Source organism: Kordia sp. (assembly GCF_050633145.1).
Taxonomy (GTDB): domain Bacteria; phylum Bacteroidota; class Bacteroidia; order Flavobacteriales; family Flavobacteriaceae; genus Kordia.
In genome coordinates, this window is record NZ_JBOEFY010000023.1 from 16,567 (window position 1) to 29,219 (window position 12,653).

Genomic DNA, 12,653 nt, shown 5'->3' on the forward strand with positions numbered 1-12,653 from the left:
CGAACTCACGTTATTTTATTACTATCATTCCAGTCTAAGCTTTTATAATGCGTTGCCAGATAGTTTTTAACAATAGAAATATCTTCTTTAGCCGTTAAATCGGGAACATGTTCAGAAAAAGGAATGCCTTCAACTGTATTTGGATGCTCTTTAATCATGTTTAGCAAAGCAGTTGGCAATTCTTTTTCGTTTCTATCCAGATGAACAGGGCAATTCTTTAGATAGTCAAAAAAAATAGCTCCTTTAAATTTAAAGATATTCATGCTCACTCTCAATACGCCAGAAGCATCTTTGTAATCATCAACTTCATCTAAGGAAGGTTTTTCTATAATACCTACTAATTGATTTTTTGCATTTAACTTAGCTAAGGCAAAGCGTGCAACTCTTTCCAGAGAAAATTCCAAAGCATCTCTATCATATCCAACAAAAGCATGATCGCTCGTTGTTTTTCGTAATGCTAAAAATGCATTTGATGAATATAAATTATCACTATTACAAACCGTATAATATTGTGTGTTCAACTCAGGATATTGTGTCACGGCTTGATATACGGCATCTGCAGTGCCAAAAGGTTTTGTTCGACCTTGCGGAATATGTTGTGTAGCAAAGGAAATGTTAAGCCCATGAAAAGCATTGTTTTTTTCCTTACTTCCATAGAATTGTTTAAATAATTCACTTTGTTTTCCAACAACAATATAGATGTTTTTATATCCAGCCGACTTTGCATTGTACAATAAATAATCGAGTATTGGTCGTCCATCAGGATTTACACTGATAAGACTTTTACTTCGTTGATTGGCTTCCGCGATTTCTTGTTCACTTACACTTTTTAGTGTCGTTTGCTTTTTCATTCTTGAAGAAGCGCCTCCAGCCAATATGATTAAATTTGTATGCATTTAGTTGTTTGTACTCGTTATACGATTCTAGCTCCAGTATCTATAGATACTAAATACGCGTCTACAGCTCCCGCATTTTTGATGCTGTCAATTACCTGTTGTTCTTTTCCTTCAGGAGCCAAAGCTACAATGCTTCCACCTTTTCCAGAACCTACTATTTTTGCTCCTAAAGCGCCATTTGCTAATGCAGCATCAATCATATCGTCAATTCTTGGAACTGTAATGTGTAATAAGTCTCTTAAAATTTCATGGTGTTGATACATTAAATGACCTATTGCTGTATAATCTAATTCGTCTTTTCGAAATTCAGTCAATGCTTTTCGCGTAATCAAATAATTTAAAACTGCTGCACGGAAATACGGTTGTAAATCTGTTGTTAAATAGTTTTCATAGGTTTTTAAATCATTTTTTTTGATGCTTCTTATATCAAAATTCCCTTCAAATTCTTTTACCTTTTCAATAGATAGTATAGCGTTTTCTTTTAATTCTTTTAGCGTTCCCAAAGTGTCTTTAGGAATACCAGATTCACCAATGATGAGTCCTGGTAATTTTTTAGGAATGGTTTCGTATGCTGAACTTTCGTCTGTTTCCAAGTATATAATATTGCCCAAGCTAATACTATATTGATCCATTTTTCCACCAGATGATTTTTGCTCAACCACTTCTGCCTCGTACGCAATTTGAGCAATAAACTCTTGCGTTACTTTTTCATTACATCCAAAAGCTTCTAGTAAAAATTGCACCCAAGCTACCACAACTGCTGATGAACTTGAAAGTCCTGCGTTTATCGGAATTGTTCCCGTAATGGTAATGTCGTATCCTTTTGTTGGAATACAGTTATATGTTTGTAAAACTTTTAAAACCGCTAAAAAATGATCTCCAATGATGTCTGTATGTTCGTTTACGGCATCAATTTGTATGGTTCTTTGTTCGTCAATATCTGGTTTGGATATATTGAAACTTGCTGAATTGTTTTCAACAGCTACTAATTTTATGAATTTGTCAATTGCACAAGCAATAACTGGCAAACCTAAGTAATCTTGATGATCGCCAAAAAGGCAGGTTCTTCCAGAAGCTAATGATATTATTTCCTTCATTAGTACGTATTTTTAATCCAATTGTATGGTGTGCGTTTTACCCACATACCTCTCGTGAAATCTGGGAAATCTTGTGGTGCGCCATTGTTTTCAATAGACGCTTCCGAAAGTGGAGTAATGGCACTCCAAGCTGCAGCATCATACGCATCTAATGGTGGTGCAATGTTTTCTTTGGCAGATTCAACAAAAGCATTCAACACAAAAAAGTCCATTCCGCCATGGCCAGAACCAGCAGCATATTCACCATATTTTTGCCATAATGGATGATCGTACTTTTTAAGCCATTCGTCAGCAGCATCCCAACGATGCGGATCTGATTTTCCTTCTATATATATTCTGTTTCCATCAACTTCCCACAAACCATTTGCGCCTTGCACTCTAAAACCTAATGAATATGGTCTTGGCAAGTTACAATCGTGGGTTACAATGATGGTTTCTCCTTTTGCTGTTTCAATCGTTGTGGTAATGACATCACCTTGCTTAAATTTTACTTTTGCATTTGGATGATCTTCTCCTCCATGTTTTACAATATAATTATGAAGTCCAATAGCTTTTGAAGCATTTGACGTTAAGGAAACAAAACGATTTCCTCTGTTTATATCGCACATGGTTGCCATTGGTCCAACTCCGTGCGTAGGATATACATCACCATTTCTTAATACAGAATGTTGCGTACGCCATTTGGATTCTGAGATTCCTTTTTCACCAAATTCGACTCCTTTTCCATACGGAGTTTTTCCATCATTCAGTTTTACAAAGCGTAAATCATGTTGGTAACCACATCTAAAATGTACCAATTCACCAAAAACATTTTGTCGCACCATATTCAGTACAGCCATTACATCGCGGCGGTAATTTACATTTTCAAGAATCATTAAATGAGAACCTGTAGCTTCATGCGTATTTACCAAATCCCAACATTCTTCTAGTGTGTTGGCGGCAGATACTTCTAAACCTGTATATTTTCCAGCTTTCATGGAATCAACAGCCATTTTGGTATGCCACAACCAAGGTGTTGATATGATAACAGCGTCTACTTCTTTTAGGTCTAATAAATTTCTATAATCATGGTCAGATTTCCCAAAGACTTTTGGTTTTTTATAACCTGCTTCTTCAATCTTTTTTAAGGCAATTTCTATTCGTTTAGGATCTATGTCGCAAATGGCAGTTACTTCAATATCCTTTCGTTGCAAAGAGTTATTTAAGTGATTCGTTCCTCTAAGTCCAACGCCAATAAAGGCTAGTTTTAATTTTTGCTTGTTTGTATTTATTATAGATCCAAAAGCAATGTTCGGAACTACAGATATACCTACTCCAGCAGCAGCTACTTTTTTTATGAAATTTCTTCTCGATTTCATCCTGTTTTTTTTGGTTTGGTTAAGATGTCTATAAAACTAGGAAATTATATGAGAAGTTTGAAACTGTTATAGAAAAACTACTCTTTTATAAATTTCCAAGATGAGTTACTATTTTGAGTATATAACTTCATAAAGTATATACCACTTCCTAATTCATTTATAGTTATCACTTCTAATTCATTCTTTTTTGTAAGCACCAATTTTCCATTGACATCAAATATTTCGATGTTGATTACTGGATTGGATGTGTTTTTTATATGGATTTCATTTTTTACTGGATTCGGATAGATTTCTATCTTATCAATTGTAGGATCAGAAATGCTTAAAGCCGTAATACTTATTGTTTTGGTATACGTATGTTCTACACCACATTTTGTTACCGTAAGCGTTACTTGATAGTCACCAATTGCAGCATACGTATGTACTGGATTTTCTTGTGTTGAAGAGTTAGTATCTCCAAAGTTCCAAGTTACATTTTCATAGTCATTTTCTGAGGCAAATGTTACTTCATCAATATTTGTAACATGATTGAAATATGCTGTAAAATCCCAAGCATTTAAATCATCAAAAACAATTGTTTTAGCAGCCAATTTTATAGCGTTTGCAGTCGTTATTGGCAAAGATGAATTCCACGTAATTAGAGTTGGATCTTTTTTGAAAATCATGGTGTAAAATGCACATGCCGCTGCATACGAACCTGCAAGCGAAGGATGAGAACCATCTCCAGTATACAAATCAATATTTGGTACATTGGTGCGTAAATAACGCCAAACAGCTCCCACAGGAGATACTTGTGCATTGTTTTGCTCTGCCATAAGAATATAGGTTGCTCTAATTGCATCATCCATACCTTCATACGTACAAACCCACGGAATAGCAGCACAGTTGTTTGCATCGCCATTTTCTCGTCCCCAAGTCATATAAAATAGAGGTAGGGTACAGGCATTATTTGTTCGGATGGTATTAATTAAAGATGCTGCATGCGGATACAATTCAACCTCCATTTGCGATTGTTCCCAAGAAGTTTCCTGACTTTGCGCTTGTAAGGCTACAAAATCCCAATTATTTGCATTGATTTTGTTAATCGTTGTAGTATTAGAAACATGATTCATAAACCGATAACCGCCAGGCGTATTAGAATCATACGTAAGTGTATTGCCAGTACTAGTTGCCATACTACTTATCATTGAAGGTAAATTATTGGATGCGGTATAACTGTTTCCTAAGAATAATACTTTTTTAGTGTCTTGCGCTAGTAGCACACAAGAAAATAAAATAGCTATGATATATAGTAGGCTTCTTTTTGTCATTTGTGGTGGTTTGCTAATAAAACACTTATCTAAGTTTTTATCCTACCAATATTTGAAAAAAAATCAATGTAGTTCTACATGAAAATTATCTTCTCTTAAGTGATGAATTAAGTTTTCCATAGGTCTTCTCACAAAGCTAGTTGCTAGTAAACCTTTTTTAGCTAATTCATTATTTATAAAATCTTTTCCATGATATGCTATAGAACCTACAAAATGCAGTGGAACTGTTTTTAGTTCGTCACGGTATTGTAAAATGTGATTTTCAATAAATTTAGCCATTCCTTTTGCAAGCAACTTTTTAATGTATGCGTATTCTTTGTTTTCAAACATGAATTTTGCAAATTCAGCTAAGTATTTATTGGGTGTAGCAGATTTGTAGAGCTTATCAATAACTTTCTTTTCTTTTAGATTGAATGTCGCTTCAAACGAAAGCCGCAGTTCTTCAGGCATTTTTTTATAGAAATAACCTCTTAATAGTTTCTTCCCAAAATAATTTCCGCTTCCTTCATCCATCACCATATAACCTAACGAAGGTATTTTTGAGTGCGTAGTGTGTCCATCAAAATAACAACAATTAGAACCTGTGCCAAGTATGCAGACAACTGCAGGCTCATTGGTAGTAGCCCAAACGGCAGCCATAATATCTTCTCGTACGATAGCTGTAGCGTTTTTAAAAAATGCATTTAAAATATCTTCAACTTTATCCTGATTTTTTTTAGTACCGCAACCAGCTCCAAAGAAACAAACAGAAGTAACTTTGTCTTTATATGCAACTAATTTTGAGTTTTCTGTGATGATTTTTTGTAATTCCTTTTTACTTAAAATAACAGGATTTAGTCCTTCCGTTCTAATTCGTAAAGGTTGCTTTTCTTTATTTTCATATAAAATCCAATCACATTTTGTAGAACCGCTGTCTGCTATTAATACCATTTTTTTAGTTTTAGGAAATTTTTGCTAATGAATTATAGACAGACATGATTTCGTCAATCTTATCAATGCCTTTTTGAAGCACTTTACTTTTTAGATGAATTTCAGCGATCACAGGAGTGTCATTTTCTGTATCACTTTTAATGTGAAATTTTCCTTCCGGGAAAAAAACATGCAGTCCATTTGATTCATCTTGTAAGTACAAGTCAAATTCGCCACTTACCCAATTTATAAACTTGTGATAACGCTTCGATGAAGAGAACGTAGTTTTACGAATCAATTGATGATAAGGACTTGCAAAAGATATGTTTGTTTCGTTATCCACTTTTTAGTTGTTTTAAGCACTTAAATTTAGTTGCTCGTTTTCAATTTTTCTCAATAATTTTTTCACACAATTCTGTCCAGTTTTGAATCCGTCTTTTTCTGAATCAGGATTGTTTTTCTGAACCAAGTTTGAAGAAAATTTGATGTTATTTTTTATATAGACTACAGGCAATCCTCTTTTAGTAACACTTTGAATATGAGCTACTTTTTTTGATGCAACGGTTTCTTTTATGGAAGAAAAAATCAATCCGTCAATAATATTGCTTTCAGATAATAGCTTGGTATACGCAATCTCTTTTTTGTAGTCATTACACGATTGATACACCATTATTTTGTAATCGTTTTTAGAGGATTCTTCCGTAATTCCAATTAGAGATTCTAAGAAGAATGCGTCTTTTAAATCTGGTAAAATTACACCTAATATTAAGCTTCTTTTATTTCGCAAAGCCGTCGCAATAATATTCGGTTTGTAGTTGAGCGATTTTGCCACTTCGTGTACTTTATTTTTTGTAGCATCACTTATTTCTGGGCTATCGTTTAACGCTTTTGAAACTGTAGAAATAGACAACTCTAAGATAGTTGCCATATCTTTTAATGTAACGTTTATTGGTTTTTTACTTGAGTTGAACATCTTTTTGTTATTTAGTAAGATAGTTTGCTTCACAGAAAAATAGTAGCTTCTCTAAGGAATCTACAATAGCCAATTCTGTGTCTGCAAATGGCTCTCTAAGTTGTGTTATATAATTTTTACATACACTAAATTCTTCTTGTGTAATTTTTTTAGTTTGAAGTGATCTTTGTAGCGATTTTGAAATTTCCGCTAAGTTTTTAGATAAAGCCGCTAAAGGTTGTACAATTGGATTTTTTGAAATTTTAGTAAACGAAACATGATTACGACTCCATTTTTCTAAATAATAGCTAATTTTACCGTAGCTACGATTACTTTTATTATCTATAAATTGCGATGCATTTTTATTAAAAATAAGTGCATCTTTTGCATCGGCAGTACAGGCATCAGCAAATAGTGTAAAAGGAGAAAAAGATTTGTATTCTGTACCACCTTCGTTTCGTGAATAAATCTTTAAAGGTTCGCAAATGTTTGATAGCGTAATTAATGAAGTAATATCTTGACCTTTAGCCATGTTTCGCAAAATAACATCTCTATTGCGAATGTGTGTAATTCCTAATTCTTCTAGTTGAAGATTTACGGCTGACATTCTTTGAAACATATTGTCAACATCATTTACTTCTTTGGCAGACCAATAACGTTCTGCAATGGCTGCTGTTCTTGGCCAAATTCTTGAATCTATTGTTAACGGAGTTACCAATTCACTCCACATCGTAGTTTCAGCACCTAAAATGCGTTTGCGTTCTTCTTTGGTTAATACTGCTTTTCCAATTGGATCAACGGTATAATGATGCTTTACAGAAAGCATTCGGTCAATATAATAGCCATTGGAAAGCACTGTGTTGTATCCTTTTTTTGCAGCTTCAATTAAGGTGCTACTTTTTAATCCTTCGTTTGTGCCTCTCCAAGAATGAATTACTGCTGTTGTAGGCATCGTAGGCGTCATAATTTCGTCCCAACCCATCAACTTTTTATCCAATTTCTTTAAGATTTTTTCCAATCGAATGTTGAAATACGTTTGTAAATCGTGATTCGTTTTTAAATCGTGTTTCTTTTTAAATTTTTGAATCTCTTTGTTTTCTGTCCAATGTTTTCCTGCGTTTTCATCGCCACCAATATGAAAGTATTCATCTGGAAATAACGGCGCAATTTCAGTGAACAGATTTTTTAAGAAAATGTATGTTTCTTCTTTTATTGGATTTAATGTCGGATCAAAAACACCTGCATATCTTTCGATGTTATTTTTATAACCGTCTTTACTGCCCAATTCTGGATATGCAGTTAGAAAAGCAGAAGCATGACCTGGTACATCAAATTCTGGAATGACTCTGATTCCTAAATTAGAAGCATATTGAACCACATCTTTTATTTGCGCTTGCGTATAGTATAAACCGTCTGAAGCGAGTTCATGTAGTTTTGGATATACTTTCGATTCCACTCTGAATCCTTGATCGTCCGTTAAATGCCAATGAAAAACATTCAATTTTACAGATGCCATTGCATCTAAATTTCGTTTTATAACACCTACAGGCTGAAAATGTCTGGCAACATCAATCATTAAACCTCTCCAAACAAATCGTGGTGCATCTTGAATTGTGACTCCAGGAAAGTAATATTCGGAAGTGTTATGTGTTGTTAATTGCAATAAGGTTTCAAGCGCTCTTAAAGCGCCAACATCTGTTTTTGCTTGTATAAGGATCTCATCATTTTTAATTTCTAACGTATACGATTCATTTTGATGAATTGTTAAGTCTGAAACCGTTTCAAAGTTAATTTTAATAGCAGCATTTTTACTTTCAACAGGAAAACCTGTGTCAATAAAAACGCCAGTTCTACCGGAAAGTCTTCTTAAAAATGTTGTTGCTGCTTTGTGTACTCTTTCTTTTGAATCGTCTCCAAGAATCGTAATAGTTAACGCTTCATTTATCTTGAATTTAGAATTATTTTCTTGGATTTCTTGAGGCCAAGGCATTAAGTTGTACTTCTCAGACAATGCGTTTTGAGAAGCTGCTAATTGACTAAAAAGTCCAGCGATTATGATGAGAACAATTCTATTCATTTTTTGAGTTTAATATATTTTTCTACAATGTGTCTGTCTAATCCAGCGGCTTCTACTTTTTCAATTCCCGATTGAATTAAAGTGTCTCCTTTAATTTCAATTGTAAAAGAGAATGGATGATTTTTTATGGCTTCTACAGCCGTAAAATTTAAGATCTCTGTATACGTATTGCCTTTTAATGTGTATGTACCTGCGCCACCATAAAAATTGGTAGTGCCTGTATTTTCTTGATTGAAAAAGGCAAAATGACTTTTATTTATGATTTTTATAAAAGTTGTATTCGATAGGTCTTTTAGTGTAATGGTGTCATTTTCTATAGTTTCTGCATACACCATTTTCCAAGTACCTTCTATATTGTTTGAATCTTCTTTTTTAGCACAATTACTAAGACTGAAAAGCATTAAAAAAAGAAGTGTTATTTTTTTCATTTTTTAAAAATGATATCGTTTAAAAGCTTCAATGGCAGCATAATCAGCTAATCCTAAATCATTATATTTTTTTGCTGTGAGTCTGTTTCTATCTTCAGCTCTCACCCAAAATTCTCTAGAATCTCCACCTTGAAACATGACTCCATCTTTTTGTGATTGATGGTAAAAGATAGCGTGACGCTTTTTTAGTATTTGATCTGGACTCATTGGTACAGCCATTTCTATTTCATACGATTCCCATTCATGCCATGCACCGCGATACAACCAAACCCAGCAATCGTCCATGTATTTGTTTGTTTTTAATTGCTCTAAGGCAATGAAAAGTGCATCTAAACATACTTTGTGTGTTCCATGCGGATCTGCTAAGTCTCCAGCAGCATAAATTTGATGCGGTTTTATTTCATCAATAATGTCTTTCATGATTTGGATATCAACAGGAGAAAGATTTCCTTTTTTGATGGTTCCAGTTTCATAAAAAGGAAGGTTTAAAAAGTGTACATTTTCATCATTTAACCCTACATATCTAGTTGCGGCAAGTGATTCACTTTTTCGAATAGCTCCTTTTAGCTTTCGTACATCCAATGAATCTATTTGGTCATTATCTTTTTTGGTTTTCAGAAAATTGATAATTCCGTTTACACTTAAAGAACTAGGTTCTAAATTTTTAGCGATTTCGGCAAATTTCAGCGTTTCTTCATCAGATACTGCAATATTTCCAGAGGTTTGATATGCAACATGCACATCGTGTCCTTGTTCTACCAATCTGTCAAACGTTCCGCCCATAGAAATGACATCATCATCAGGATGCGGACTAAAAATGATAATTCTTTTTTTGGCAGGAAATGCGCGTTCTGGCCTGTTAGAATCGTCGGCATTTGGTTTTCCTCCTGGCCAACCTGTAATGGTATGTTGTAGCTTATTGAACATTTTAATATTCATGTCGTACGCAGAACCTTCTTCTGTTAAAAGTCCAGACATTCCATTATCGTTATAATCTTTGTCTGTTAGTTTTAGAAAAGGTTTTTCGAGCAGTTCACTCAACCAAACAACAGCTTTTAATTTTAAGTCTTCTGTCCAAACACAAGAGGTTACTAACCAAGGTGTTTTTACACGTGTTAATTCGGCAGAAGCTTCTTTGTCTAATATAAATGTTGTGTTTTGATGTTGTTGTAAGTATGTAGCAGGAACATTGGCGCTTATTTGTCCTTCTATCGTTTCTTTTACAATATCACTTTTGTTAATTCCCCAAGCCAATAGAATGATTCTTTTAGCACTTAGCACAGTTCCAATTCCCATAGTAATGGCTTTTCTTGGAACATTGTCAATTCCTAAAAAAGAAGGTGCGGCATCTACACGTGTTATATGATCTAGTGTAATGATGCGTGTACCAGAATTTAAATGTGAACCTGGTTCGTTGAATCCGATATGTCCTGTTCTACCAATTCCAAGCAATTGAAAATCTAATCCGCCTACGTGTTTAATTTTTAGTTCATAATCAATACAATATTGGTATAAATCTTCGGCACTTACTTTTCCATTAGGAATGTTAACATTCTCAGGTAAAATATCTACATGATTAAAAAGGTGTTCATGCATAAAGTAATGATAGCTTTGAATATTACTTTTATCCATTGGATAGTATTCGTCAAGATTGAATGTGATTACATTTGCAAAACTTAACCCTTCTTCCTTGTGCATTCTCACAAGTTCTTCATATACTTTTATTGGAGAAGATCCAGTAGCTAATCCTAAAACACATGGTTTATTTAATAGCTCTTTTTCTCTGATTAACGAAGCAATTTCTTGTGCGACAAGAATAGACGCTTCATTAGAGGTTTCAAAAATAACATTGTGTATTTTTTCGAAACGTGTTTCTTCAAACTTTCCAGCTTTGGTATACGAAATGTTTTTATGATTTTCGAAATCGACTTCCATTTTATAGCCTTTCTTTTTTTTGAAATTAATGTGCAGGGTAAAACAACGAGAACTTTCGTTCTCGTTGTAATAAACTAATCAAACGTGAAATATGAGCGCGTTATATTTTTAGAAGTTGGATCCGCCTGTATCCCACCATAAACGCGTTCCACCATTGTCCGGACCACTTAAAAATCCTACGGCTATATCTACATTAGCGCTGTTGGTGTTTAGTTCATTTTGAACAAAATTGATTCTTCTTATTTGCGTATCTGTATCTATTGTTCCTCCACTGTTGTTTACAACTACAGGGTAAATTCTTGGATATCCAGTACGTCTAAATTCACTCCAAGCTTCTTGTCCATCAGGGAACATTGCAATCCATTTTTGAGTTATGATTTGCTCTAATTGTTCTTCATTTGTTCCGCCTGCGTTGTATGCTATTTTAACATCACTTCCGTAAGGAATGTTGTTTACAGCAAATAACGCATCTACAAAATCGTTTGGAGTACTTGTGTTGTCGGCTAAGTAATCTGATACACCAGAAACACCATGTTGTGTAAATGATGCAGTTACACCAGCTTCGTAACTTGCTTGTGCAGTACCAGCTCCAGCCCAACCTCTTAAGGCAGCTTCCGCTTTTAAGAAATGTACTTCTGATGCTGTCATCCAAGTGATTGTTTCACCATCTATAACACTTCCAATAGAAGCGTGGTCTAAGTATTGTGCTTTTGACTCAATATCGATTCCCATACGAATTCCTTTGTAGTCACCTGCAAGAGATTCATCGGCAGAAGGATTGAAGAATACATCGATTCTTCCGTCATTGTATCCTGTTAAGATAGATTCCATTTCTGCTCCCATTCGGATATCTCCCCAAGAACCGCTAATCACTGTAATAGGATGAGGGAAACCAGTAGAAACAACCATGTCTTCTGTTTCTAACAATCCAGCATTACTAGCTAAAGCTAATTCTCCTTGTGTTTTTGCTAGTGTTGGATTTATTTTTGAAACACGCATTGCTAATCGTAAACGCATACTATTTGCAAATTGTCTCCATTTAGCTATATCACCTGCGAAAGATGATTTGTCAAAAGGAATAAATTGTACATCTCCCACAAACGCATCTAATCCGTCGATAGCAGCTCCTAAGTCATTAAAAAATGCTTGGTACGCTGTTTCTTGAGAATCGTATTCTCCTGTAGTAGCAAAATCATCAAACTTCGTATAACGTATTGGTCCGTAAATGTCAGACACACGATGCATTGCTGTTACTTTTATAATGTTTGCTAAATGCACAAACTTGATCGCATTAGCGTCTCCAGATAATTCTACAGCATTTTTAATATTTAATGCTTGTGGCATTACGCTTCCATAGGCATCAGACCAAGGAAAACCATTCCATCCATCTACCAAAGCATAGGTCATGTTGTTTACATTTCCTGCAAATGGTGTTGGTGGCGTCATATAGCCAGAATATACATCTCCTAGAAGACCTTGTTGTAATTGATAGTTCCAAGCAGGAGTTGCATTAAATACATTTAAGAACATAGGTTGAAATTCGTTCCCTACGTTATTGTTCATTTGGGTTAAACTTTCTTCAGTTATCCCATTAGGATCTGTATTGATGTCTTGAAAGTCATCAGTACAGTTAGATAGACTCATCACCGCTAAAAAGGCGAATCCGTATTTTATAAATATTTTCTTCATTT

The 12,653-nt window shown here is 34.4% G+C and carries 11 protein-coding genes; all 11 read right to left on the reverse strand.

Annotated elements, in window-relative coordinates; all coding sequences use genetic code 11:
• Nucleotides 1–5 precede the first annotated feature (5 nt).
• Entirely contained in the window at nucleotides 6–896 is an 891-nt protein-coding gene (locus ACRBBL_RS11475) for a sugar phosphate nucleotidyltransferase (RefSeq protein WP_431369193.1), read from the reverse strand.
• A 17-nt stretch (nucleotides 897–913) separates the two neighbouring features.
• Nucleotides 914–1,993: a mevalonate kinase family protein gene (locus tag ACRBBL_RS11480; RefSeq protein WP_431369194.1), complete on the reverse strand. Its 1,080-nt coding sequence runs from the start codon at nucleotides 1,991–1,993 to the stop codon at nucleotides 914–916.
• Nucleotides 1,993–3,351 (reverse strand): Gfo/Idh/MocA family protein, encoded by a 1,359-nt coding sequence (locus tag ACRBBL_RS11485; protein WP_431369195.1) that lies wholly within the window; start codon nucleotides 3,349–3,351, stop codon nucleotides 1,993–1,995. The genes ACRBBL_RS11480 and ACRBBL_RS11485 overlap by 1 nt, the downstream gene beginning before the upstream one ends.
• Nucleotides 3,352–3,428: 77 nt before the next feature.
• Complete coding sequence (locus ACRBBL_RS11490; RefSeq protein WP_431369196.1) at nucleotides 3,429–4,661, reverse strand: T9SS type A sorting domain-containing protein; 1,233 nt, start codon at nucleotides 4,659–4,661, stop codon at nucleotides 3,429–3,431.
• 63 nt (nucleotides 4,662–4,724) lie between these two features.
• Nucleotides 4,725–5,591 carry a BadF/BadG/BcrA/BcrD ATPase family protein gene (locus ACRBBL_RS11495; protein WP_431369197.1) on the reverse strand — a complete coding sequence of 289 codons (867 nt, stop codon included), beginning with the start codon at nucleotides 5,589–5,591 and terminating at the stop codon, nucleotides 4,725–4,727.
• A 10-nt stretch (nucleotides 5,592–5,601) separates the two neighbouring features.
• Nucleotides 5,602–5,913: a hypothetical protein gene (locus ACRBBL_RS11500; RefSeq protein ID WP_431369198.1), complete on the reverse strand. Its 312-nt coding sequence runs from the start codon at nucleotides 5,911–5,913 to the stop codon at nucleotides 5,602–5,604.
• 12 nt (nucleotides 5,914–5,925) lie between these two features.
• Nucleotides 5,926–6,543 carry a LacI family DNA-binding transcriptional regulator gene (locus ACRBBL_RS11505; protein ID WP_431369199.1) on the reverse strand — a complete coding sequence of 206 codons (618 nt, stop codon included), beginning with the start codon at nucleotides 6,541–6,543 and terminating at the stop codon, nucleotides 5,926–5,928.
• A gap of 7 nt (nucleotides 6,544–6,550) precedes the next feature.
• Entirely contained in the window at nucleotides 6,551–8,599 is a 2,049-nt protein-coding gene (locus ACRBBL_RS11510; RefSeq protein WP_431369200.1) for a beta-N-acetylhexosaminidase, read from the reverse strand.
• Complete coding sequence (locus ACRBBL_RS11515) at nucleotides 8,596–9,027, reverse strand: lipocalin family protein (protein ID WP_431369201.1); 432 nt, start codon at nucleotides 9,025–9,027, stop codon at nucleotides 8,596–8,598. The genes ACRBBL_RS11510 and ACRBBL_RS11515 overlap by 4 nt, the downstream gene beginning before the upstream one ends.
• Before the next feature lie 3 nt (nucleotides 9,028–9,030).
• The gene (gene nagB / locus ACRBBL_RS11520) at nucleotides 9,031–10,962 is read right to left on the reverse strand and encodes a glucosamine-6-phosphate deaminase (RefSeq protein WP_431369202.1); all 1,932 of its coding nucleotides are present in this window, start codon (nucleotides 10,960–10,962) and stop codon (nucleotides 9,031–9,033) included.
• 108 nt (nucleotides 10,963–11,070) lie between these two features.
• The gene (locus ACRBBL_RS11525; RefSeq protein ID WP_431369203.1) at nucleotides 11,071–12,651 is read right to left on the reverse strand and encodes a RagB/SusD family nutrient uptake outer membrane protein; all 1,581 of its coding nucleotides are present in this window, start codon (nucleotides 12,649–12,651) and stop codon (nucleotides 11,071–11,073) included.
• Nucleotides 12,652–12,653: the final 2 nt, after the last annotated feature.